Raw genomic sequence first — 23,940 nt, forward strand, 5'->3', positions numbered from 1 at the left:
GACAAACCCGGGGCGGTTCATAACAGCCTCTAGAGCGGCTTCCGTTCAGTCTGGGTCATAGCCGCAGGAGCTGAAGTAGTTGGCGCATTCCTGCGGCTGGAACAGGTCGACCAACTTGCCGATGAGGGACCACAGCCCGGAAACGGTCCGCTCGCCGGCCTTGCGGAGCATGGCCTTGAGGCGGGCAAACGCCTTTTCGATGGGGTTGAAGTCGGGGCTGTAGGGCGGAAGGAACATGAGCCGAGCACCGGCCGCCTCGATCAGGTCGCGGATGCTGGCGCGCTTGTGGCTGGACAGGTTGTCCATGATGACAATGTCGCCGCGCCTGAGGTCGGGCACGAGCACTTGGTCGACATAGGCTTCGAACCAGTCGCCGTTGATCGGGCCATCGAGCACCATGGGCGCGACCATGCCGGTCGTGCGCAGGCCTGCGACCAGCGTCGTCGTCTTGCGGTGGCCGTGCGGGTAGCCCATCCGGAGTCGCTCGCCCCGGCGACAACGGCCGTGGCTGCGGGTCATGTTGGTTGCCGTCCAGGTCTCGTCGATGAATACCAGACGCGCGGGGTCGAGATCGGGCTGGCCGTCGAACCATGCCTCCCGCTGGCTCAGGACGTCGGCGCGGTCCTGCTCGATCGCATGGCCGGTCTTTTTTTGCGCGTGACCCCGTGACGGGCGAAGAAGCGATGCAGCGTCGAGATTGCGACCGTCACCCCCGCCCGGCCCAGCTCGCTGCGCAGCTCGTCCAAGGTGATGTCGCGCCGGGCCTCGTGCAGCGACAGGATCGTGTGCGCGTACGCCTCGATCCGCCGCGACCGCGTATCGCCGCCCTGCGGCTTGGCGGCATAGCCACCGGTGCTGCGGCGCTGATCGTGCCAGCGGATCACCGTCGCGGCCGCCACCCCGAACCGCCGCGCCGCAGCCCGGCAGCTCATCCCCTCGTCAACCGCGGCTAGCGCTCGCGACCGCAGGTCCATCGACAACGGCTTGCCCATTCATGCCGGCCTCCATCCAGCCAGCATCTTGAATCAGATCACTGCACCAATGGGAATCCCGCATCGACTCAGATCGGCCGGAAACTGCTCTAGTGCGAAGACCGCGCCCTCGAGGGCGTCCGCCAGGAGGGTAGAGTGCCGCGCTAGGTAGCCATAGCCAGCGTCAAAGTATCGGGACCTCGGCCCGTCCTGACCAAGGCCGGATCAACGAGAATTAGGCACGACCCAACTCCGGTTGCATTGTTCTATGGTGCTCAACACAAACAAGACTTTCATTCGTGCGTACGATTTAACCATAGGGCCACTCGAAAGAATGCTGGTTATCCTTTTCTAGTGGCTACGTCACTAGCGGACCATAGACTAGCTCATCAAGACGGGAGGCCGCTCGACGCAGATGACTGAGAAATGCTCGATCTCCACTCCAGAGATTAAGCGCCTGCCGCAGAAGTTCGTTCGCCAACTCGTAGGTTTGCGCATCATCCCCGCGCAGTCCAGTTAATGCGCCAAGCATAGCTACAGCCTCAGCCGGTGTCGTCACCCCAGCGAGATTGCCAAGCCTTATGTCATTCAGGACAGCGAGGCGTTTGGCTCGCGCTTGGTCAAACAGCGTTCGCGTCCCCTGTAGCCGCTTGATGATTTCGTCACGGGTTTTTGGCTTTGCTTCCCTGTGCCTCCTCAGGCTCGCAATAGCGCCAGCGCGTGTTTCGCCAGCTAGGTGGAGGTAGTAAAAGATTGGCAGAAGGTACGAATTCTCGTGGCTTGCCTGCCGAACATAAGACAGCGGTTCTTCTACCGGTACCCGGGCGACGAAGTTGCGAATGATCGCCTCCTCCGTCACCTCTGTGCGGACAGTTTTCGTGGCGGTCACGCCCGAAAGATCGACCATTCCAACATCTCCGATGAGGCGCAGCGTTTCCGCACCGTCTCGCTCGTCGAATTGACCTTCGCGGATGAAGCGAATGCGATCGACCAACTGCTGGTCGATGAGGATCGGTCGGTCACCGCCTTCCAGCCTGCCGTCGGCGAGGTTCGCAACCAGCGCATTGTTCGGCCCGAGCTCCAGGAGACGCTGCACCATTGGCATGATAGCCTCTCGGCTGTGGCGATCCCGTTCATCGAGGATTGCGCGCAGGTCCGGATAGCAGATCGGCTTTGTCTCGCCCGGATACCGATAGTAAATTGCACCCTCGGCAACCTCACCCTCATTCCTGCTGACGATGACAGGCTTTGCTGGGTGGGGCTCGACATGGATGACCCCGACGGTGAGCCCATCCAAGTCGAGGGAAGCGATCCTGAAACGCGGTGTTGGCTCAAGTGTGGAGCGAATGGTCTGGCTAAACTTGTTCTGGTCAGTCTCGGTGAATCGGTCGTCCGCCAAGCCACATACCGAGAACCCGTCCGGCTTGTCCTTCACGCCGAAAAACAGATAGCCGCCGCGATTGTTTGCGAAGCCGGCAATAGTCTTCAAGGCCGGGGTAAACCGGCGTAGGTTGAAACTCTGTTTGCATTCATGCTCATCCGTCTCGCCGACGGCGCAGCGCCACCCGCCATCAGTCTTTCGCGCGAACAGCGACCGTAACCGAACGGGGTCTAGCGGGTCGCGCGACTCAGTAGAAGCCGCTTGGGTTTGAACTGTAGGCGCGATAATGCCGGGTGAGCTGAAATGGGCGAGGAAACGACTGAGTGCTTCGTCACTCGCAAGTGGTACCTCGGGCCCGTAGCTCCGGTTTCGTATCCCCGTGATTCGCCCGGAGTTGCAGGCGCGATCCTGACGATTGAAGTAAAACTGGATATCTTTGTTCGCCATACCGCGTTTCAGCATGGCCTTGATGAGGCCGATCTCGTCGTCGGTGATGCTGCGACTCGGCATGACTTGCTCCCTTTGACTAGGTGGAGCTTATGCCTTCGAGATGCGAGGCGTAAGATGAGCCAGACTCAGTCGCCTGCTTCGGCACGACGCCGCTTCATCTCCGCTGTTGGCAAGGTCGTGAGCGAGAATAACAGCTTATCGACTACCTCGATGGCGGCGAGCACCTCGTTCGGAGTGACCTCTGCTGTCCCGCCGTGTGATAAGGGGTTGAGCAGAATGGTCGTGTACATCCGAACGGAATCGATGATCGATTTGTAATGCTGACTGCCTTTATCGAAAATCTCGATGCACTCGAGAAACTTGGATGCAGGAAGGAAGCCTGGCGGTTGAACGTAGGGCACCGAGACATCCTTGACGGCGCAAAATTCCCTCAAAGCGAATTCGGTTGCCAGCCGCGCCGCATTTCCAGCGGCATGCACGTGCCCGTCCTTCACAAAGCGGCGTGCGACCGTCAATGCTTGCGCCGCAACGCTTGCACCGAGCTCGGTCGCAATAGGCACGTCCCTATGGTCGCCGTGTTGATGAAGTTGCCAAAAGGTCCAGTACTCGTCGGCACGGCCTCGCCAGTGCGGCGGACCACCTTTGCGCAGGTACTGCCTACCTATATCGAACCATGTCCGGTCGTGCGTCAGCAAGATCACCTGCCAATCTTGGAAGTGCTTGCACAGGACGTCGAGCAGCGGGAGGCGATTGGCTTGGTCGAGCCCGATAAGCACATCGTCGAGCACCATAATTCGGGGCATATCATTGCGAGCCTGCTGCTCGGCCAATTTGCGGCCAGCGAAATAAATGGCCAATGCCAAGGCTGACAGCCGAGCTTCGTTCAGGAAGAGCTGCGGGTGCTCAACCGCCCCGCCATGAAAGGTGATCGCGGGCGTGATCTCGCAATCGTTGAAGTCGCGCCACTCCTTCCTCCCGGAATTGTTGTATGCGATTCGCTTGGGCACCAGGGCCGCCACGCGGACATCCCCATGGCCAAGGTCATCGAGTAACGGATTGATCAACGGCGTGACCGCATCTAGGGCTTCTGCAAGTCCGTTGTTCAGACGCCGGCTGTCCTGATTGATCTCCCGGATCTGAGCTTCGCGCAGTTGCGGTCTTTCAAGCATGGCGAGCAGCCGCTGCCAGACCTCGCCGATCCGCTCGCCTTCAAAGACGTAATCGCGCAGCAGGCCTTCTACGCAGACCCAGAAAAGGTTGACCTCATCTTCATGGTCGTAGTTGGTCGCCAGCAGCGAACGATAATCCAATATAGCTTTGGCCCACGCGGTGTTAACGATTCGCTCGTTGGCTGGGCCCGGCGCGACGTCGATCGGATGGCCATCCTTTGACCACGTAGCGGAGAGCTCGCCGTCGTCATACGTCACGGCGACGCGGCTATCGCCGCGCTTATCTCCAGGCGTGAACCGATTAGCTTCCTTGATCAGAAGGGCTTTGAGCTCGTCCGCAGACGTGTTCACCGCAAACAGACCGTCCAACGCGTGAAAGATCGTCGACTTCCCGACGCCGTTCTCGCCGAAGAGAAAGAGGTTTTTGCCGGCGAGCTCGATTGTCACGGGGGCAGGACCAGGAAAAGCGCGAAAATCGCAGATTTCCAGCGTTTTAATGCGCGGTCGAGCCACTAAGCTTTTCCTTCGATGATACGCACAACGTCGAGCGTCTGGAGATCGGAGAGCATGATGCGCAGAGGTTCGCCTGGTGCCAGGCGTGCGCGGGAAAAAGCAGCGGCGGCGGTGGTGAGCGTGGACCCGTCCAGGCCTACGAGGCTATCGAGGCCGGCTTCCGCGGCGGCGGCGTGGAGGTGGAGGCCGCGTTCTTGCAGGTCGTCCGGGAAGTAGAGCTCGTAGACGAGCCCGTTGAGCAGCTGTTCGAGGGCGGAGCTCGGCTCGGCGGTGAGCGCGGTGGCGAGCGCTTCGAGCAGGCGTTGCTGTTCGGTGGTCGCGCTCGGAATGGGGAGGACCGAGACATACATCGGCTTAAACTCGTAAAAACCGCCAGTGCGGCTGGCGAACAGCGCCTGAGTGTACCACCAGGACACCGAAGAGTTCAGACAGGCCAGTAGGTAGCGCCAGCGGTCGTCAACGATGATACTGGTCTTGTCGTTGCTGTAGAAGCCCTCGCCATCGAAGGCGTAGGCGACCCGCTTCTCGATTGCGGGAACGACGATCTTAGGTTGCTCGAATTCGCGCCAATAAGCAACGTTGTCCTGTATCTCAAACCACTGGTATGAACCCGCCTTCCGCCCGGGCCAGCTCGTCTCCTCTCCTGTCGGCTCCCAATCCGACGGTTTCGGCTCCAGCGCGTCACGGTACTGCACAAGATGCGCTTTGACGCTAGGGTAGGCATCAATGTCGATCCCACGGCGGGTGAAGATCAGCCAGAGGTCCTCCGGCTCGACCCGCCAGCGTTTGACGTCGCGCCCACGCAAATACGGTTTGATGATTTCGTTCGCCGCTTCGTCCTCGGCGATGAGCCTAGCGCGCGTCGCGCCGTCGATCACGAAGGCATCATTGTAGCCGGTCAGGATGCCGCGGTAGAACCGCCCTTCGACATAGTCGCCGAGCGGGACGCCGGCGGCCCGGATGCGGGCAAGCACGTCGCGCTTGACGGTGGGCTCGACTTGCCACCCGGTTCGCTCCAGCGCCACCTGCGGCATGTCAAACCCGGCGCTCTCCAGGTAGAAGGGGAAGCGCTCCTCGTCGGCGTCCTCCCCCAACTCGCTCCAGTTAAGCGCGCGGAAGCGGTGACCAGCGCGCACCTCGCCATCTCGCCGTTCTGCGGTGACAATGGTGGGATACGCGATGGTGCCTTCGAACACGTCGGCATCGCCAAAGTCGATGATCGACAGAAGGTCGGTATGCCGGCTCATCCACCAGCGCAGGTTCTCGCCATATTTGGCACGAAACCACTTGTTCGAGGTGATGTAGCTGAACGCCCCGCCCGCCTTCAGCAGCGAGACGCCGCGCTCAATGAAATAGACCAGATAGTCCGCGGTCCCGGCATAGCTACCCTCAACCTGCCCATTGCGGTCGCGCCGCTCGTACAGGCGGCGGAGCAGCGGCTTCTGCTCGGTGAACCGCTCCTGCCGGATGTAGGGAGGGTTGCCGATCACGATGTCGAAGCCGTCGTGCAGCCCAAACATCCATAGGGGGTCAAAAAAGGGCGCAGTGGCGTTCTGGTCAAATGGGTCCCAAGCCGCGGCCTTGTTCGCGTCGTCGTGTGGTAGCGAATGCTCGGCCTCTAGAATGGCCGCCAGCTCGTCACGGTGCTGCTCGATCAATGCCCGGTACTTGCGCTTGGTGCGCATCGTACGAGCGCCGAAGTGGCGCTGCGTCGCATCCTCAATCAGCCGTTCCAGGTCGCGGATTCGCGGATTGGCGAACAGGTCGCCCTGCGGCGGCCGATCCAGCGGCACCAGACTGTTCGCCGCGACTAGCTTGGTTTCAAGGTTGGGCAGCGGCTTCACGCCCAGATTGTCGCGACCCAGGTGCGGCCGCTGCTCTACCGCCAGGCTGATGAAGAAACGCAGTTTGGCGATCTGGATGGCGATCGGCTGGATGTCGGAGCCGTATAGGCAGCGCTCGATCAGGTGGAGCTTGCGGACGTAATCGACCAAGTCGGGGTCGGCGAACTCCTCGTCGAACGCAGCGAGCGCGGCCTCCGCCTCCTCCAGCTCCACTTCGCGCCGCGTCACGTCATAATCGCGCGCGCGCGTGACGCGATCCTCTAGCGGACGGCGCAGGGTCGCGCGCCAGCGGGCATTGTCCGGGTCCAGCCGCTTTAGCACCGCCATCAGCGATTGGAGCATGCCCATTGGGAAGGCGCCGGAGCCGCAGGCGGGGTCGAGCACCTTCAGTTCCTCGATCGCGGCGACCAGCGCTTGCGTCTCCGCGCCCGAGAAGCGCGGCGTTTCCGCCGCGGGATCGAGCAGGGTGCGCACCCGTGCGTCGAACGCCTCGCGCACCGTCGCCGCCGTTGGCCGCGAGGGTGGCCGATCGATCGCCAGCTCGCCGGGCGCGGAACCGAAATCGAACGCTTCCGCGTCCGGCCGCAGCCCTGCCTCGGCGGGTCGCGCGGTTATCAGAGCCCGCGTAAATTGGTGCGCCAGCGTTTCGCGCACCATCCAATCGACCACGTAGCGCGGCGTGTAGAAGGAGCCGGACTTCTTACGCGCGGTGGTGCGCGTCTCCTCGTTGTAGGATGCCAACAGGTTCTCGAACACCTTGCCCAATAGCTCGGGATCGAGCGCGACTTCCTCTTCCGCGGCGGTGTTCTCCTCCACCGTGAAGACGTAATCCTCGAACAGCGTGAACAAGCCCTTGGCGCGATAGGTCTTGCCCTTGGTTTCGAAATCGGCGTTCAGGTCGACCTCGATTTCTTCCCCGAAGAAGACGCGGTTGGGGACGTGCAAGGGATTCTTGGGGTGATCCGAGAAGCCGTCGATACGAAGCCGCTTGCCGTCGCTGAGCTTCAGCAGGTCAGGATCCCGAGCTAGGTCGCGCTCGGTCAGCTCGCGATCAAGGCACTCGAACAGGCCGCCGTTCAGGAAGGGCACTTGGCGGAACAGCGCCAGCGCGGCGTCGGGATCGGCGAACAGGTCCTTGTAGCGGTACAAGCTGTGGACCAGGTGTTGCCCATTGATCCACGTCCGCACGCCCTCCTGGCCGGGCCGGGGCATCTCGGTATTGAGTGTTGCGAAGAACAGGTTCTGCAGGATTGCGCGGTAGTAGGTCCCCTCAGCGGGAGTCGCGGCCGGATCGGCACGAAGCAGCTCCGCGACATTTTCCGACCGGAAAAGCTCAGGCGGAATCAGTCGACGCTCCTTGATGAACCAGCAGAAGATGACGCGGGTAAGCAGCCGGATTAGCGGTACCTCGACGCGGCTGCCCGCGCCGGGTGGGAACACGACTTCGCGCTTCGCCCAGAAGAACCAGTGCGACAGGTCGCGGTAAAAGGTTTGGTTGAGCGTCTTGGTCGACAGTGCCTGGAGCCAGCCGCGGTAGAGCTCGTCAAAGTTCGCGGGGCGCCGCGGCATGGCGGTCAGGTCCAGCTTGCCGAGGATGCTCAAGTGCCCGCGATGGGGGCGGTCGATAACGATGTTGAGGATGATTGAGATACGTCCGGTCTGCACATCGCGACTGGCATCGCGCCTATTCGCCCGGCGCTCGCTGACCGCCAGTGAGACAAAGCCACCGTGGCGGAAGAGGATGATGACCGGCATTGGGAAGCACGCGTTTACCGCGCGCGTCACGCCGGCGAGCGAACTGCGGGTCCATTCTTCGCCTTCCAGCTCGATCGCGAGAAAGACGAAGCTGTCGACGATGCTACGCCCGAACCGCTCGGCCAAGTCGAAGTCCGCCTGGCCGCGGCCCAGCATCGGAATCTCGTCGTTGGTGAGCTGGAACAGAAAGCGCACCTCGCACCACCGGTCGAGCTGCGCTGCGCGAGCATTCAGACGGCCTTCCGGGTCAACGTCGCGAGCGAAGCTGGCAGGCGACCCGTCGAGAGGGATCGTCTTCGCGCTGCGATAGCCCAGGCTGTGGAGCAGTCCGCGGCCGGCCTCTTCCAGCGGACTCGTGGCGAAGGCGTGGATCGCCGCGGCGACGGAGGACAGGCGGCCGCTCACCGCTGCTCTCCGGCCGAACCGCGCCGCACGACCAGCCATGTGACGAGCTCGTAATCTCCCCCATCCTTGGGCTGAGCCGCCCGATCGGCCAGCCTGCCGCCGCGCAGACTCGTCAGCGCGCTCAGAGCTCGCGCGCCATAATCGCCGATAACCGATCGCACGGCCGCCGCGACCAGTTCAGAATATCGATCCATTCGTGCGCCCTGGTCCGTCTCGCGATCGAAGGCGTCGCACAGCGCTTCAACCGGCGCGCTCTGCCCGACGCACAGCGCCTGGAAGGCGCTCAGGACGGTCTTGGGTTGCGCGAACCCGTTTCGGACGGACCCGTCGTCGCGTACATAGACTAGGTAGAAAGGATCGAGCGGCGCAACCTGCGCCGATCCGGGGTCCGGCTCCCCCCGACGCCTCAGACAGAAGATCGCGCCAGGCTCCAGCCTGCCGCCTTCCACGTCAGCCGGCACGATCGCGTGGAGGCCGAACGGCGCCTCCGCCAGCACGTCGCGATGCTGTTTGACGTGATGCAGCAGGTCGGCGCGGAAATCATCCAGCGTGAACTCGGTCAGACCGACGCCTTCTCCGCTTTCCTCCAGGTCCAACACCTCGTCCTGCAAGCGGCGAAGCTGATCGTCGCGCCAGTGCAGGTCGACCTCGGCTGCGGTCCTCGCCTCCGCCAGAAGATTGTCCTCTCCCGTGGCGGACAGGTCGGCCAGTGCCATGCGCGCCTCCACCCGGTCCTTTAAGCTCAGGTAGCGATCTAAGTCCGCAGTAGGCCAGAAGTTGACCATTCGGATTGACTCCGCCACCGCGCCGATCCGGTCTATCCGACCGAATCGCTGGATTAGCCGGACCGGGTTCCAATGGATATCGACGTTCACCAGCCGGTCGCAGTCCTGCAGGTTCTGGCCCTCGCTGATGCAGTCCGTCGCGATCAACAGGTCAATCTCGCCCTCGCTATCCGCTCCTTTCAGAGCCGCCCGCCGCTTCGACCTCGGCGAGAAGTTCGTAAGCACCTCCTGGAAGCGGGGGCGCCCATAGGTCGCCTCGCACCGGTCGCCCGCGACCAGTCCTACGTCGACGCCCAATCCTTTCGCAAATGGGCAGAGTTGATCGTAGAGATATGCTGCGGTGTCGGTGTAGGCGGTAAACAGGATCAGCTTGCGGTTGGCGGACCCGTCGCGATTGCGCGTAGGGTTGGCGACCTTGTCGGCGACAAGCGCCTTTAGCTCGGCCAGCTTAGCGTCGCGGTCGGGCGATATCCGTCGCGCCTGCGCCGCCAGGTCGGCGATGAGTTCCCGATCATGTGCGAGGTCAGCCGCCCAGTCGTCGATACGCATGTGGCGCAGATCGTAGCGCAGGCCGCGCCCGACCTCGAACGCGCCAGCAAGCTCGTCGTCGCCCTCCAATTCCTCCGCATCCATCGTCTCGCTGCTGTCGATAAGCCCTTCACGTACCCGTGCGATGTCGGCAAGCCGCGCATCGATTCGAGCTTCCATCCGGTCCATGGTCCGTCCGAACGACGCGATCGAGCTCTCCAGGCGCTTCAGGAAGCCGATTTTCATCATCGCGATCAGATAGCGTTCGCGGTTCGCCTGGTTGAAACCCGAGGGTCTGCGCGCCGCCTCGTCATACCGCGCCTTGTGTTCGTCGCGGACGTAGGCGATCGGGCTATAGAGCGCGAGCTTGAGCCGGCTGATCGTTGCGTCCACGTCTGCAAACGACGGAAAGGCGCGTGCCCTGTCGATTTCTACGAAAATGGACTGGGGCCGCTCGCGGGTCGGGAAACGTCCGATCCTCTCGAGTGACGCCGCGTAATGGCGTTCGATGTGCCGGCGCGACCGCGCGATCGACACACCATCAAGAAGCGTGGTCAGGCTCGCCGGAAGTGCATTCATCAGCGCCGCCGCATCCCGCCCGCCCCTGCCGGCCCAGGCCGCGAACTTGCGGCGAGCGTCGCCGATAACGGCTGGCAGGTTAGACACGCCCAATAGTTGGAAAGCGTCCGGCCGGTCCTGCGCAATGAGGTCGAGCTGAGCCTTCAGGTCCGCCAGGTCGTTGTTGACGGGGGTCGCCGACAGCAACAGGACCTTAGTCTTAACGCCGGGCCGCAATGCCTTTTCGACCAGTCGACGATAGCGTGATCCCGCAGCGTTGCGGAAATTGTGTGACTCGTCAATGACGATCAAGTCGTAGTCGGACCAGTCATGCGTGGCGAGATCGATGTTCCCGACGTGGCCCGCATCCCGCGACAGGTCGGTATGTGACAGGACGTCGAAGCGGAAGGCGTCCTCTTTCAACGGGTTCAACGCCGCGTTGTTCGAGAGGTACGCGGTCCAGTTTTCCCTCAGCTTCTTGGGTGCGAGCACCAGGACGCGCTTCCTGGCGGCCTCAAAGTAGCGAATGACGGCCAGTGCCGACAGCGTCTTTCCCAGACCGACACTGTCCGCCAAGATGCAGCCGTCATGCTTGTCCAGCTTGCCCAAAACAGCGCGAACGCCGTCCTGCTGAAAGTCGAACAGCATCTTCCAAACTGCACTGCCCGTAAGTGCCGCAGAGCCAGGGCGATCTTCAAATTCCTGATCGTGTAGGTAGCTCTCGAACAGGTGAAACAGCGTCTTGTAGTAGATGAACTCAGGTGCGTTGTGGCTGTATAGACGTTCTAGGCGGGCAAGCACCTCCGCTTTGACGTCTGTCGTCAGCGTATCGTCGTTCCAGGCTTCGTCGAACCAAGCAAGCAGGTCGGCGCGGTCGCGGTCGCCGTCGACGATCAAGTTGAGCTCCAGATTCGGCGTATCGCTGAAGCCGAGGCCCCGAAGCGTGAAGTTGGAGCTGCCGATCAGCGCATGCTCGCGTGCGCCATCGTGAACATGAATCATTTTGCCGTGAAGCAGACCGCCCCGGCGCACCGAGCGGACCTGCACCCGTTCCCTTATCCAGTTAGCGCATTGAAGGGCATCCCTTCGCGTGCGAAGCTGGTCGGCTAGGGATAGACCCGTGTCTGTGATGGCAAAGGCCGGCGGACTGAGCGCATCAGCGTCGGCGATGGACAAGAAGCGAGGCTCGCCAAACAGGAAGCGCGCGGACCTTATCCCGTCCAGCGTCTCGCGTTGAACGCCGTAGGCCGCCGAGGTGAAATAGGCGGACACGATGGACAACTCGCTTCCCGGGCCGGCTGTCGATGTCAGAAACTCGTGAACCGGACCTCGTGATTGATTGTCGCGAATACCCGAAAGGTTCTTCGTTTGCTTCACTCCGGCCCCGCAATCTAAACAAGCGCCGGATCTCCTATCGGCGGAGGCCCGATCGCGTCACCAGTCTAGCGGCGTGAGCGCAATCGTCCACCTTACTGTTATCGCCGCGTTACACCTGGCGCATCAACCAGTATGGGTCCGGACCCGCCAGTGCCCGCAGTCGGTGCAAGCCTCGACGTGTCCGCCCATGACGGCGGTGCGGCAATGTTCGATGGCCGACATGACCTTGAGCTGGTCGAGGCTCAGATGGCCAGTGCGAGCGGCCCGGTACGCAGGACCGGCAGCGCGGAAGATGTCGGCAACCTCGATCGAGGTGCGCAACACCCGCTCAGCCGTTGGGTGCCCTCCCTTCCGCCGCGGTCGTCGCCAGCCGGTCGAATGGGCTGGTCACGTTGCGCAGCACCCGCGTGGCGACCTGGGTGTAATAAGCGGTGGTTTCCAGCTTGGCATGCCCCAGCAGCGTCTGGATGATGCGGACGTCGATCCCGTCCTCGAGGAGGTGGGTCGCGAAGCAGTGCCGCAACGTGTGCGGCCCGACGCGCTTGCCGATACCCGCCGCCACACTTGCCTCCACGACGATGCGGTGCAGCTGCCGGGTGCTGAGCGGCTTGAGGTAGTGCTGGCCGGGGAACAATCAGCCGTCGACGTGCAACACGCGCTCCCGCCGGCCGACCCGCCACCACTCTCGCAGCAACGCCAGCAATCCGGTCGGTAGCATGGCGTTGCGATACCGCCCGCCCCCTTCGACAAGCTCAGGACAGGCTTGCCGCGCTCGACCTGGAGCAGCATGCGCTCGCTGTCGATGTCACGGACCTTGAGGGCGGCGACCTCCGCCGCGCGCAGTCCCGCACCATAGGCGACGGACAGCGCCGCTTGATGCTTGAGGCACGTGGTCGCGTCGAGCAGCCGCGCTACCTCGTCCCGGCTCAGCACCACGGGTAGCTTGTGCTCATGCCGCATCCGGACCAGCTTGCACCCCAGGTCCGGCCGGTCGAGCGTCTGCGTGAAGAAGAACCGCAGTGCCGACACGATGGCGTTCATGGTCGGCGCCGGGACATCCAGTTCGCCCTGCTCGATCTGGAAGCGCCGGACGTCCTCCGCCGTCGCGGTGTCCGGCGAGCGCCCCAGGAACGTCGCGAACCGGCCGACATCGCGGATGTAGTTGCGTTGCGTCTCGCGGCCGAAGCGCTGTATCTCCATCTCGTCGATGAGACGCTGGCGTAGTGGGCTGACGGCAACAGGAACGAGGGTGGTCATGGCAGGCTCCTTCTGGTGGAGTCCCGATGCTCTGCCTGACTCCTGCCGCGCTCAATGCAAGCGCAACGCCCGTTCCATCACCTCAACCGCGCCGCACACCCCCCTCCCGCGCAGCGGGTTCGTGCATCCACCAGACGCGGACGTGCGATTGGGGAAGGCAAGGCAATCATGCCACTTCACGAAGGTTGATGAAGTTTGCGTTCACTGGTTCAGCAAACTTCGTACCCATTCGACGCGTCAGCCAAGCGTCAGCCCGCTGAATGCCATCGGCCGTATCGTCGGTCGGCTTGCCGTCGATGTGAATTAACTCGCGGGGAGACAAGCGGAAGTGGCCACGCAATTTTGGCTGCGGCAAGATTACAGCGCGGTTTCCCGCCTTGCTCAGCCAGAGGTTGCAGTTGGCGTAGACGCGGCAGAAGCCGTCGCGTGGCAGGTAGATCGTGATGCCCGTCCGGCCGAATTGACCGTTTGCCGTGGTGCCGAACTCCAGCGCGACCATATCCAGGTTCGATCGCAGCACCGCATGAGCCATCTCCGTCCGACCTTCGAAATCGAGTCCTTCGCCACCAGTGACGACGACGCCGTGTCGCATTTTGTGCTTGCCCAGCAGAAGTCGGGTCGCTGCGACGGTGTGAGCCTGGAGGATGGCGTCGTCGTCTTGAGTCATGGTCACTTGCTCCTATTTTCATCCCGCAATCCGGGATCGCGTTCACCTCCTTCCCATCAAGGCGGGCGGTCAGTGACCGACCCGCCACCATTTCATTGTGGGCGCGGCGACAGTGTCGATCGCGCTGCGCAGTTCGCGCAGGTCCTCCAGGCTGCCGCCAAGTCGGTCAGCGGGTGCTGCGCCGCCCAACGCATCGAGCGGTAGGTTCATGGCATGACGGATCGCGCGGCTGTCGTGATTGAGGCGCCATTCCAGGCGTATGAGAATGTTGATGAACAGCCGCAGTCGCTCTGCGCGAACAACACCTACGGGCGACCACAGTCGACCGAGATGAATCATATCCTCCGCCTCAGCCCTATCGATGCTGAGCAGGCGCATGGCGTGGTCCGGATCGATACCGTGGGTCAGCATGATCCGGCCGGCAAGATCGACCAGCGCGGCGTGGGCTTCGTCCTGCAAGCCGGTCACCTGAAGTTCGCCAGGTGTTCGGCCCACATCGCCTCGATGATCGCCTGTCCGCGATCATGGATCATATCCTCGTCATACAGGCCCTGCCGGATGCCGAGGCCTGTGACGCGCCGCGGAACGATCAGGGCGTGCGCATGCAGCGGGAAGGCCGCGTTGATCGTCCCGGGCGCATGCAGGATCAGGACCGATGCGAGATCGCGATCGCGAGCGAACCGTTCGCGCAGGAAGGCGCGTGCGCGTTCCCAGCCGATATGCACCCGGTCGACGTCGCCCAGCGGCAGCGTCAGGTAGGTGAGCAACGCCTTCTCGCGCTCGACGGCATGCGCGTCCATTTGACCCAGGAGGGTTGCCGGATCGGCAAGTCCATCGTCAGCTCCCGCGGGGAGAAGCACCTCGATCCGCTCGACATTCGGCGACCAGACAGTGGTGTCTGCACTCGCGTTGGCGGGACCGAGATGCGCCTTGCGATAGCCGAACTCCAGCGCACTATTGATCCGACCGGCATAGGCACGGCGCAGGACGGCGAAGACGGTGCCCGACGGAGAAGGCCCGGCCGGGTTGAGGTAGAGCCAGCTCTGCGGATCGACGTCGGTGGGCGTCGGCTTGCTTGGCAGCTTGCGGGGCTTGCGCGTAGCCATGTCAGCGGCCTCGCCGGCCGGTCACGATGCAGACGATCTCGCCCGCCGCGCGACAGACCCCGTCGCAACGCTCATCCCAAGTGACGAATGGCGGTGCCGTGTGTAGCGCCAGCCCTTTGCTACTGATCTCGACGAACGCACCAGCCTGTTCTGGCACCAGCCACAGGCCGCCGTTGCATTGCCGCATGAAGGTGAGGCCCTTCATCGTGAATGGCCCGTCGGGCCCGACCAGTGCGATGTCGACCGTGACGGGGTTCAGAGTCTCCGGAAATAGTCCGGTCCGTACCAGCATGACGTCGCGTTTGAAGCGGGTGCAGGCTGCCTCCACATTCGCGTCGAACAGCGGGGCGTCGCACGGTGTCGCTGCCATCAGGAGATTGGCCGAAGCGATGTCCAGCGCTCCGGCAGGCAGGCCGGCCAACGCGCCGATCGGCAGGGGTGCCTCGTTAAGGGCGGCGAGGGGCAACGACAGGACGCGCAACGAGGGATCGAGCGACGGCTCGATCGGGGACGTCAACATCTTTGGTACTTTCGGCGAGAGGATCACCGGCCCGTCGCGGGTCCGGATCAGGCCGCCTGACTTTTTCCTTTGCCCGGCAGCTTCGCTGCACCTCTCATTTGCCCTATGTCCTTAACCGCGCTGCTGGCAGCTCGGGCCACATCCACCAACGACGTCCAGCACCGGGCGAGTGAATAAGTTACTCATTTAGAAAGATACTGGCTCAGAATTTGACTTGCGTGTGTTTTGCGTGAAAAGGACCGCCATTCACGGCCTGTTCTCGTCTCGTTCTCTTGTATCTGCGCGCTCGGATGACGCAAAAACAATAGCTTAGGCCGTCCCATCTTCGTTGACATCGCAGGGGTCGCAAGTTCAATCCTTGCCACGCCCACCATCGAAAACCCCGCTAGGCCAAACGGCTTAGCGGGGTTTTTGTTATGCGGTGCAGATCGACTGCCCGATGGCCCTTTTCGGCGGATCTTATCCCCATGAGGGGTTTGGCGCTTTGTCGCGTATAGTCCCGTCATGACCGATCCCATCGACCACGATCTCGCCCGATTGTCGCGGGGCATGCCGCCCGCCGCGCTTGCGGATATGGAGCAGCGGGTCGCCGCGACGATCGCGGCGGCGCCCATCCCTGCCGGAACGCTCTCGGCGCGGGGCATGGCGTTGTCGGCCGCCGCCGCCATGGTGCTGGGCCTGGCGGGCGGGGGCGTTATGGCCGGGCGGAGCGAGGCGCGCGAGCGGCCCGGGGCGGCGGCCGTCGCGCTGAGCGGGGGTTTGGCGCCGTCCACGCTGTTGCTGGGCCGGTGAGGGGCGAGATGCGCCGGGCGGTGCTGACCATGGTGATCGCCTTCGTCGCCGCGCTGGCCGGGGTGGCGATCGGATGCCGGTTGCTGATGCCCACCGAGCCGCAGGCGAGCGACATCCATACGCTCGTCCACCAGACAATCGCGCTCGACCCGGCGCAGGCGGTGGCGCTCGACCGGCTGGAGACGCAGTTCGCCGCCACGCGCGCCGCGCTCGACGCCCGGCTGCGCGGCGACAATGCCCGGCTGGCGGCGGCGATCGAGGCCGAGCATCGCGACGGTCCCCGCGTGACCCAGGCGATCGACGCGGTGCATCACAGCATGGGCGACCTGCAAAAGGCGACGCTGGCGCATGTCTTTGCGATGCGCCGCGTGCTGCGGCCCGACCAGGCGGCGACCTTCGACCGGCTGGTGGTCTCCAAGCTGACCGATACGGGGCGGTGAGCCGGGACTATGCGGGCTTGTCCGACGGCGATCTGGTCGCGCTGGTGCGGGGCGGTCGGCCCGAGGCCTATGCCGCGATCGTCGCCCGGCACAAGGCGGCGCTGTATCGCCTGATCCTGGCGCATGTCCGCGACGCCGAGGAGGCGCTGGACCTGGTGCAGGAGAGTTTCGTCGCCGCGCACGGCGCGCTGGCGCGGTTCGATACGACGCGCAGCCTGCGCGCCTGGCTTAGCCGGATCGCGCTCAACAAATGCCGCGACTGGGCGCGGCGGCGGCGGGTGCGCGCGGTGATCGCGCGTTTCCTGCCGGTCGAGGCGGCCGAGGCGGTGGCCGACGACCGGATCGGGGGCGAAGCCGCGGCGATCGAGCGCGACTCGCTGGCGCGCACGCTGGCCGCGCTGGACACGTTGCCCGAGGCCTTGCGCGCGCCGCTGATCCTGTGCGCGATCGAGGGGCTGAGCCAGGCCGAGGCGGCCGAGACGCTGGGGCTGAGCGTGAAGGCGGTCGAACTGCGCATCCGCCGGGCCCGTGCCGAATTGCGCGACAGGACCGGGTGAGGGGCGCACGCCGGGCCTGCGTATAAGGGGGCATGATCGATCCGAAGACGATGATGCGCCGCCGCGATCTGCTGGCGGGAGGGGCTGGGCTGGGCGCGCTGGTCGCGGTGCCGGGCTGGGCGCAGAGCCATGCGCATGGCCTGGATATGGCGCGCCCCGAGCTGAGTGGCCCCGACATCACCCTGACCATCGCGCGCCAGCACATGATGATCGACGGCAAGCCTTATCACGCGATCGGGATCAACGGCTCGGCCCCGGCGCCGCTGATCCGGCTGCGCGAGGGGCAGCGGGCGCGGATCACCGTCGTCAACCAGCTGGACGAGGAAAGCTCGATCCACTGGCACGGGCTGCTCCTGCCCTTCCAGATGGACGGGGTGCCGGGGATCAGCTTTCCGGGCATTCCGGCGGGCGGGCGCTTCACCTATGAGTTTCCGGTCGTCCAGGCGGGGACCTATTGGTATCACAGCCATTCGGGGTTGCAGGAGCAGGAGGGGCTGTACGGCCCCATCGTCATCGATCCCGCCGAACCCGATCCGATCGTCGCCGAGCGCGAGCATGTCGTCCTGCTGTCCGATCACAGCGCGCTGCATCCGCATGCGATCTTTCGCCGCCTGAAATTGCAGGGCGGGTATTTCAACTATCAGAAACAGACCGTCGGCGGATTGCTGGCGGGGCGCGACCAGCCCCTGGCCGAGCGGCTGCGCTGGGGCGCGATGCGGATGGACCCCAGCGACGTGTCGGACGTGACCGGCTCGACCTATCGCTATCTGGTCAACGGCCATGGCCCGGCGGACAATTGGACCGGGCTGTTCGCGGTCGGCGAGCGGGTGCGGCTGCGGCTGGTCAATGCGTCAGCGATGACGATCTTCAACGTGCGGCTTCCGGGGCTGGCGATGACCGTCGTGCAGGCGGACGGGCAGGATGTGCGGCCGGTCGCGGTCGACGAGCTCCAGATCGCGGTCGCCGAGACCTATGACGTGATCGTCACCCCGGCGGAGGACCGCGCCTATACGCTGGTCGCCGAGACCTGGGACCGGTCGGGCATGGCGCGGGCCACGCTGGCGCCGCGGATCGGCATGGTCGCGCCGGTGCCGCCGCTGCGCCCCCGGCCGCTGGCGACGATGAAGGATATGGGGATGGGCGGGATGGACCAGGGCGCCGCCGCCTGCTCGCCCGAACATGCCGCGATGGGGCATTGCCAGCCCGGCGGGGGCGGCATGGATCATGGCGCGATGGACCTTGGAGCCATGGACCATGGGGCGATGAAGCACGGCATGCGCGACTTCGCCAATGCGCCCGGCCTGCCGCGCACGCCGGTCGTCCAGACGGTTTCGCCGATGCCGGTCGACCGCACCGGCGAGCCGCCACAAGGGCTGGCCGATGCCGGGCACCGGGTGCTGACCTATCGCGACCTGGCGAGCACCCGGCCCAATCCCGATCGCCGCACGCCCTCGCGCGCGCTGACCATCCATCTGACCGGCAATATGGAGCGCTATATGTGGGCGTTCGACGGGGTGAAGCTGAATGCCGTGACCGCGCCCATTCCCTTTCGTTTGAACGAGCGGGTGCGGGTCACGCTGGTCAACGACACGATGATGGCGCACCCGATCCATCTGCACGGTCATTTCTTCGAGCTGGTGACCGGGCATGGCGATCATGCGCCGCGCAAGCATACGGTCAATGTCGCGCCGGGGGGGACCGTCACCTTCGACCTGACCGCCGATGCCGAGGGGGACTGGGCGTTCCACTGTCACCTCCTCTATCACATGCATGCGGGCATGATGCAGGTGGTGACCGTTCGGCCCGATCCGGCGACGAAGGGAGATGCGGCATGATCCTGCTGTCGCTTCTGCTCGCCGATCCGATGATGCAGCATCAGGGCATGGCGATGCCCGGCATGACGATGCCGATGGCCGCTCCGAAGCCCGCCGAGCTCCGCAAGCCGGGCAAGGCCAGGCCCCGGAAAAAGACCACCCGCGCTCCGCACGCCGCGCCGGGCCAGGCCGGAATGGCGCATCATGCCATGGAGCATAAGGCGGCGGCGTCGGCCTGCTCCCCCGAACATGCGGTGATGGGCCATTGCCAGGCGACCCCGGCCCTGGAAGCAGGAGCGGCCGATCCCGCCGCGATGCCCGGCATGACGATGGGGGCGGTGGCCTGTCCGCCCGGGCACGCCGCGATGGGCCACTGCAAACCTGCACCGGCGGCCGAAACCCGCGCAGCCGATCCCGCCGCGATGCCCGGCATGGCGATGGGGGCGGTGGCCTGTTCGCCCGAGCACGCGGCGATGGGCCACTGCAAGCCCGCACCGGCGGCCGAAACCCGCGCAGCCGATCCCGCCGCGATGCCCGGCATGGCGATGGGGGCGGTGGCCTGTTCGCCCGAGCACGCCGCCATGGGCCACTGCAAACCTGCACCGGCGGCCGAAACCCGCGCAGCCGATCCCGTCGCGATGCCGGGCATGGCGATGGGGGCGGAGGCCTGTCCGCCGGAACATGCCGCGATGGGCCATTGCCAGCCCGCTGCCACCCCAGCGGCAATGGTGGGCCATGTCCCGCCGCCGCCCGCACCTACGACGCGCGCAGCGGATCGCTTCTACGACCCCGCCGTCATGGCCGCCGCCGACCGCCGGATGCGGGCGGAGCATGGCGGCATGGCCTTTCACCAGATCCTGTTCAACCTGGCCGAGATCCAGGTCCGCGACGGGCGCGACGGCTATCGCTGGGACGGGGAGGGCTGGTTCGGCGGCGACATCCACCGGCTGGTCGTCAAGAGCGAGGGCGAGGGGGATTTTGGCGACCGGATCGGCGCGGCGGAGGTGCAGGCGCTCTATGCCCGTGCGATCGATCCCTATTGGAACCTCCAGGCGGGCGTCCGGCAGGATGTCGGCAGCGGGGTAAGGCGCACCTATGCGGTCGTCGGGGTCGAGGGGCTCGCCCCCTATTGGTTCGATGTCGAGGGCGCCTTGTTCCTGTCGGACAGGGGCGATGTGCTGGCCCGCGCCGAGGCCTGGGTGGACCAGCGGATCACCCAGCGGGCGATCCTGCAACCGCGCATCGAGGTCAATCTCGCCGCGCAGGACGTGCCCGATCAGCGGATCGCGGCGGGCGTCTCCGATATCGAGCTGGGTTTGCGCCTGCGCTACGAGATCGCCCGCGAATTCGCTCCCTATGTCGGGGTGAATTGGGAACGTCGCTACGGCCCCGCCCGGGGCAGCGGCGCGGCGCTGGCGCTGGGCATCCGTGGCTGGTTTTAGGCCGGATGCCATTTAGTATTGCATCTTCTTCCCCTCTCCCCTGGACAGGGGAGAGGGTTAGCGGAGCTTGCCAGCGTGCTGGCTAGCGCAGCTTGGGTGAGGGGTTGAGCGAGCCTAAAGGCTCGCGCGCTCGCAAGGCGAGCGCCCACCCCTCACCCAGCTCCGACTAAGCCTTTGCTTTCGCAAAGACCAAGTCTGCGCAACCCTCTCCCCTCTGCGAGGGGAGAGGTAAGAAGAAGGCATCTTGGTCGCGGCAGACCGGCGTAGGTCAGCCACGGTCGGGCCATTCGGTATCGATGACCAGCAACAGCCGGTCCTCGCCACTGCCCGCGATCGGGGGAGAGCGGTGGATGATCGCCCGGTCGCCCGCGCGCTCGCGGCCTTTGAACAGGCCGACATCGCCCGGCGCCAGCGCGCGGGGCGGGGACTGTGGATCGGCGCCATGGGGCAGCCATTGGGTCGCCTGCCCGCAATAGGTGGTGATCATCCTCAGCGCGACATAGTCGGCATGGAATTTCCAGCAGCCATTGCCCGTCACCCGCTCGATACGGACCTCGACCCGGTCCTCGCCGGTCAGCGTGGCATAATGCCGGGCCAGCGTCTCGACATCGCGGGCAAGCCCGTCATGCCAGTCCTGTTGAACCGCATCCGCCAGCGTGGCCCGCACCTTCGCCGCGACCGATCCGGCATCGGCCGCGAAGCGCAGCGCCGGAAACCCCGCCAGATCGGGCCGGGGCAGCGGCGACGCGCGCTTCCATATCGCCAGCGTCACCGCCGGATCGTCGATCGCGCCCAGCACGCTGGAGTCGCGTCCCAGGCGGACATGATCGGGAAGGGCGAGGGGTGCGGCGTGGAGCAGGTCGAGGGAAGGGGACAAGGGCGGGATACTCGGCTAAATGGTATGATGTATCGTACTACGCCGTACCCATTGGCGAAAGATACCGCCGCTCCAAAGCAGAAGGGGGCGGCACCCTGCGGCACCGCCCCCCGTTTTCGAACGAGGATCGTCCGGTATCAGCCTGCGTCCTCGTCGGGGAAGGCGTTGGTCGGCTTCGAGCCCCAGACCGCGTAGAACAGGATGTAGAGTTCGCACACCGCGGTCAGCAGGAACGACTGCTGCAACCCGTAATGATCGGCCAGCCAGCCATGCACCGCGACCAGCGCGCCGCCCGCGATCGCCATGATCAGCAGGCCCGAGCCCTCCTCGGTCAGCGGGCCGAGACCACGAATGCCCAGCGTGAAGATGGTCGGGAACATGATCGAGTGGAACAGGCCGACCAGGATCAGCGACCACATGGCGATGTGACCATCGGCGAACACGGTGACCAGCATGGTCAGGAACGCGCCGATCGAGAAGACCGCGAGCACCGCGCCCGCCGGCACCTTCTGCATGATCGCCGAGCCGACGAAGCGGCCGACCATCATCCCGCCCCACAGCAGCGTCAGGTAACGGCCCGCCGCCTCGGTGGTCATGTTGCCGATGTCGGGGCGGCTGACGAAGTTGACGAACAGGTTGCCCACGCCGATCTCGGCGATCAGGTAGATGAAGATCGCGCCGATGCCGAACACCAGGTTGCGATGCTTCCACAGCGAATGGTTCTTACGCTCCTCCTTGGCGATCCGGCTGGTCGCCGAACCCATGGCGGGCAGCGGGAAGCGCGCGATGACGAGCGCCAGCACGACCAGAACGATCGCGACCAGGCCGTAAGGCAGGACCACCGCATGCGCATCGGCCAGGCGCTCGGCCTGGGTCAGCGCCTCACCGGCCTGCGCCGTGCCGCCCTTGGACCGGCCGAGGATCAGATAGGCGCCGAACAGCGGGGCCAGCATCGTGCCCATCGAGTTCATCGCCTGGACGAGGTTGAGGCGTGACGACGCCGTGTCCGCCGGGCCCAGCACCGCGACATAGGGGTTGGCCGCGACCTGGAGCAGGGTGATGCCGCTGGCGATCACGAACAGCATCAGCAGCGTGACGCCATAAGAGGGCAGCGACGCCGCCAGCATCATGCCGACCGCACCCGCCGCCATGATGAGCAGGCCCGTCACCAGCGACTTCTGGTATCCGATCCGCTCGATCAGCTTGGCCGAGGGGATGGAGGCGAAGAAATAGGCGATGAACCAGACGCTCTCGATCAGCGACGCCTGGAAATAGCTCAGCTCGAACACGCTGCGCAGGTGCGGCAGCAGCGTCCCGTTGATGACCGTGATGAAGCCCCACATGAAGAACAGGCTGGCCAGCAGCGCCAGTGCGGAGCCGTATCTGCCCCCTCCCGCGGCTGGCGACGCGCCGTTGGCGCGGGAAACGACGGGTGCGGCCATGCAATCCTCTCCTTCGGACCGGTAATCTCGCGAAAAACTGTTCGCAGACCGGCTTGCTCCTGATATTTTGTCTGACTATAGTGACGCAAAAGGCGCGTCAATGGCGTCTGGCGACGAAAGGGTGAGGCATGTCGAGGGCGTCAATCAAGACCTTTTTCACGTTGGTAGCGGTAACGTCCGTAATGAGTTCGACTGCGGCCCTGGCGGGCGAGGCGAAACGCGCCCCCGCCGGGCAACTGGCCGATGGTGCCGCGATCGAGGCGGTGACCCTGACCAACAAGGCCGGGCTGTCGGCGCGCGTCCTGACGTACGGCGCCACGTTGCAGTCGGTCATGGCGCCCGACCGCGACGGCAAGCTGGCCGATGTCCTGCTCGGCTATGACAAGGCCGACGATTATGTGAACCATCCCAACTTCTTCGGGGTGACGGTCGGCCGCTTCGCCAACCGGATCGGCAGCGGCCGCTTCACGCTCGACGGGCGTCCCTATCAGTTGACGCTGAACGACAAGGTCAATTCGCTGCACGGCGGGACCAAGGGCTTCGACAAGCATCTGTGGCGCATCGTCTCGATGAAGGACGGCCCGACCGCAAGCGTCGTCATGGCGCTGACCAGCCCCGATGGCGACCAGGGCTATCCGGGCAAGGTCGATGCGACCGTCACCTATTCGCTCGACGAGGCGGGGGCGCTGACCATCGCGTTCGAGGCGAAGACCGACAAGCCGACCATCGTCAACATGACGAACCACGCGATCTTCAACCTGAACGGCGAAGGCTCGCCTTTGGGCGCGACCTTCCACAAGCTGACCATCCCGGCGACGACCTATACCCCGGTCGATGCCAAGCTGATCCCGACCGGCGAGCGCCGTCCGGTCGCGGGCACCGTCTTCGACTTCCGCAGCCCGCGCGTGGTCGCCGACGGCATTCGCGACGGCAATGACCAGCAGATCCGCTATGGCCAGGGCTACGACCATAATTTCGCGCTCGACAAGGGGCTGACCGCGACGCCGCAGCTGGCGGCCCGGCTGGAGGACCCCGCCTCGGGCCGCGTGCTCGAGGTGCTGTCGACCGAACCGGGCGTGCAATTCTATACGGGCAATTTCCTCGACGGCACCTATGTCGGCAAGAAGGGCCATCTGTACCGCATGGGCGACGGCATCGCGCTCGAGCCGCAGAAATTCCCCGATTCGCCCAACAAGCCCGATTTCGTCTCGCCGCGCGTCGATCCCGGCAAGCCCTACCGGCATACCATGATCTACCGCTTCTCCACCGTTCGCTGACCGAAAGCCTGAC

17 protein-coding genes and 2 pseudogenes are annotated in these 23,940 nt (G+C 64.7%); 6 read left to right on the forward strand and 13 right to left on the reverse strand.

Translation table 11 applies throughout. The annotated features are described in order from the left end of the window. Positions 1-45: 45 nt before the first annotated feature. From QE360_RS07325 to QE360_RS07375, 11 genes and pseudogenes are all read right to left on the reverse strand, one after another. Positions 46-992 (reverse strand): IS630 family transposase gene (locus QE360_RS07325; protein WP_309698743.1). Its coding sequence is split into 2 segments (ribosomal slippage): positions 46-656 and positions 656-992, totalling 948 coding nucleotides; the frame shifts between segments, so codons are not numbered across the junction. Between the two features lie 337 nt (positions 993-1,329). After that, positions 1,330-2,862: an ATP-binding protein gene (locus QE360_RS07330; protein WP_309700427.1), complete on the reverse strand. Its 1,533-nt coding sequence runs from the start codon at positions 2,860-2,862 to the stop codon at positions 1,330-1,332. Positions 2,863-2,927: 65 nt separating this feature from the next. Continuing rightward, positions 2,928-4,484 carry an AAA family ATPase gene (locus QE360_RS07335; protein WP_309700429.1) on the reverse strand — a complete coding sequence of 519 codons (1,557 nt, stop codon included), beginning with the start codon at positions 4,482-4,484 and terminating at the stop codon, positions 2,928-2,930. Continuing rightward, positions 4,484-8,488 (reverse strand): Eco57I restriction-modification methylase domain-containing protein, encoded by a 4,005-nt coding sequence (locus tag QE360_RS07340; RefSeq protein ID WP_309700431.1) that lies wholly within the window; start codon positions 8,486-8,488, stop codon positions 4,484-4,486. The genes QE360_RS07335 and QE360_RS07340 overlap by 1 nt, the downstream gene beginning before the upstream one ends. Further along, positions 8,485-11,631: an SNF2-related protein gene (locus QE360_RS07345; RefSeq protein WP_309700433.1), complete on the reverse strand. Its 3,147-nt coding sequence runs from the start codon at positions 11,629-11,631 to the stop codon at positions 8,485-8,487. Before QE360_RS07345 ends, QE360_RS07340 begins: the two co-directional genes overlap by 4 nt. A gap of 246 nt (positions 11,632-11,877) precedes the next feature. Beyond that, positions 11,878-12,057: pseudogene (locus tag QE360_RS07350) on the reverse strand (transposase zinc-binding domain-containing protein); the annotation flags it as partial. A 7-nt stretch (positions 12,058-12,064) separates the two neighbouring features. Further along, a pseudogene (locus QE360_RS07355) lies at positions 12,065-12,993 on the reverse strand (tyrosine-type recombinase/integrase). Positions 12,994-13,159: 166 nt separating this feature from the next. Next, positions 13,160-13,660 carry a hypothetical protein gene (locus tag QE360_RS07360; protein ID WP_309700435.1) on the reverse strand — a complete coding sequence of 167 codons (501 nt, stop codon included), beginning with the start codon at positions 13,658-13,660 and terminating at the stop codon, positions 13,160-13,162. 69 nt (positions 13,661-13,729) lie between these two features. Beyond that, positions 13,730-14,128, reverse strand: a complete 399-nt coding sequence (locus QE360_RS07365; protein ID WP_309700437.1) for a hypothetical protein — start codon at positions 14,126-14,128, stop codon at positions 13,730-13,732. Then, a complete protein-coding gene (locus tag QE360_RS07370) occupies positions 14,125-14,766 on the reverse strand; it encodes a hypothetical protein (protein WP_309700439.1) in 642 nt (213 codons plus the stop codon). Before QE360_RS07370 ends, QE360_RS07365 begins: the two co-directional genes overlap by 4 nt. A 1-nt stretch (position 14,767) precedes the next feature. Then, positions 14,768-15,286 carry a hypothetical protein gene (locus QE360_RS07375; RefSeq protein WP_309700440.1) on the reverse strand — a complete coding sequence of 173 codons (519 nt, stop codon included), beginning with the start codon at positions 15,284-15,286 and terminating at the stop codon, positions 14,768-14,770. Positions 15,287-15,790: 504 nt separating this feature from the next. On the opposite strand from QE360_RS07375, the gene QE360_RS07380 reads away from it, so the two are divergent. From QE360_RS07380 to QE360_RS07400, 5 genes are read left to right on the forward strand one after another with little or no spacing between them, the layout of a single operon-like run. Continuing rightward, positions 15,791-16,078 carry a hypothetical protein gene (locus tag QE360_RS07380; RefSeq protein WP_309700442.1) on the forward strand — a complete coding sequence of 96 codons (288 nt, stop codon included), beginning with the start codon at positions 15,791-15,793 and terminating at the stop codon, positions 16,076-16,078. 8 nt (positions 16,079-16,086) lie between these two features. Then, a complete protein-coding gene (locus tag QE360_RS07385) occupies positions 16,087-16,518 on the forward strand; it encodes a periplasmic heavy metal sensor (protein WP_309700444.1) in 432 nt (143 codons plus the stop codon). Continuing rightward, entirely contained in the window at positions 16,515-17,075 is a 561-nt protein-coding gene (locus QE360_RS07390; protein WP_309700446.1) for an RNA polymerase sigma factor, read from the forward strand. Before QE360_RS07385 ends, QE360_RS07390 begins: the two co-directional genes overlap by 4 nt. A gap of 32 nt (positions 17,076-17,107) precedes the next feature. After that, a complete protein-coding gene (locus QE360_RS07395) occupies positions 17,108-18,910 on the forward strand; it encodes a copper resistance system multicopper oxidase (RefSeq protein ID WP_405052578.1) in 1,803 nt (600 codons plus the stop codon). Continuing rightward, on the forward strand, positions 18,907-20,331 hold the full coding sequence (locus QE360_RS07400) for a copper resistance protein B (protein ID WP_309700448.1): 1,425 nt from the start codon (positions 18,907-18,909) through the stop codon (positions 20,329-20,331). Before QE360_RS07395 ends, QE360_RS07400 begins: the two co-directional genes overlap by 4 nt. Before the next feature lie 268 nt (positions 20,332-20,599). Here QE360_RS07400 and QE360_RS07405 read toward each other — a convergent pair whose 3' ends face one another. Both QE360_RS07405 and QE360_RS07410 read right to left on the reverse strand, forming a co-directional pair. Then, the gene (locus QE360_RS07405) at positions 20,600-21,208 is read right to left on the reverse strand and encodes a DUF1826 domain-containing protein (protein ID WP_309700450.1); all 609 of its coding nucleotides are present in this window, start codon (positions 21,206-21,208) and stop codon (positions 20,600-20,602) included. A gap of 137 nt (positions 21,209-21,345) precedes the next feature. Next, a complete protein-coding gene (locus QE360_RS07410; RefSeq protein ID WP_307101306.1) occupies positions 21,346-22,650 on the reverse strand; it encodes a sugar MFS transporter in 1,305 nt (434 codons plus the stop codon). 182 nt (positions 22,651-22,832) lie between these two features. Between QE360_RS07410 and QE360_RS07415 the strand changes: the two genes are divergently transcribed. Then, on the forward strand, positions 22,833-23,927 hold the full coding sequence (locus QE360_RS07415; RefSeq protein ID WP_309700452.1) for an aldose epimerase family protein: 1,095 nt from the start codon (positions 22,833-22,835) through the stop codon (positions 23,925-23,927). Positions 23,928-23,940: the final 13 nt, after the last annotated feature.

It is taken from the genome of Sphingomonas sp. SORGH_AS_0789 (assembly GCF_031453055.1).
In the GTDB taxonomy this organism is placed as follows: domain Bacteria; phylum Pseudomonadota; class Alphaproteobacteria; order Sphingomonadales; family Sphingomonadaceae; genus Sphingomonas.

Excerpts from the sequence above, each read along its gene's own strand:
- QE360_RS07400 (WP_309700448.1), top strand. The coding sequence starts at position 18,907 with ATGATCCTGCTGTCGCTTCTGCTCGCCGATCCGATGATGCAGCATCAG.
- QE360_RS07380 (WP_309700442.1), top strand. The coding sequence starts at position 15,791 with ATGACCGATCCCATCGACCACGATCTCGCCCGATTGTCGCGGGGCATG.
- QE360_RS07395 (WP_405052578.1), top strand. The coding sequence starts at position 17,108 with ATGATCGATCCGAAGACGATGATGCGCCGCCGCGATCTGCTGGCGGGA.
- QE360_RS07370 (WP_309700439.1), bottom strand. The coding sequence starts at position 14,766 with ATGGCTACGCGCAAGCCCCGCAAGCTGCCAAGCAAGCCGACGCCCACC.
- QE360_RS07375 (WP_309700440.1), bottom strand. The coding sequence starts at position 15,286 with ATGTTGACGTCCCCGATCGAGCCGTCGCTCGATCCCTCGTTGCGCGTC.
- QE360_RS07415 (WP_309700452.1), top strand. The coding sequence starts at position 22,833 with ATGAGTTCGACTGCGGCCCTGGCGGGCGAGGCGAAACGCGCCCCCGCC.
- QE360_RS07360 (WP_309700435.1), bottom strand. The coding sequence starts at position 13,660 with ATGACTCAAGACGACGACGCCATCCTCCAGGCTCACACCGTCGCAGCG.
- QE360_RS07410 (WP_307101306.1), bottom strand. The coding sequence starts at position 22,650 with ATGGCCGCACCCGTCGTTTCCCGCGCCAACGGCGCGTCGCCAGCCGCG.
- QE360_RS07385 (WP_309700444.1), top strand. The coding sequence starts at position 16,087 with ATGCGCCGGGCGGTGCTGACCATGGTGATCGCCTTCGTCGCCGCGCTG.
- QE360_RS07330 (WP_309700427.1), bottom strand. The coding sequence starts at position 2,862 with ATGCCGAGTCGCAGCATCACCGACGACGAGATCGGCCTCATCAAGGCC.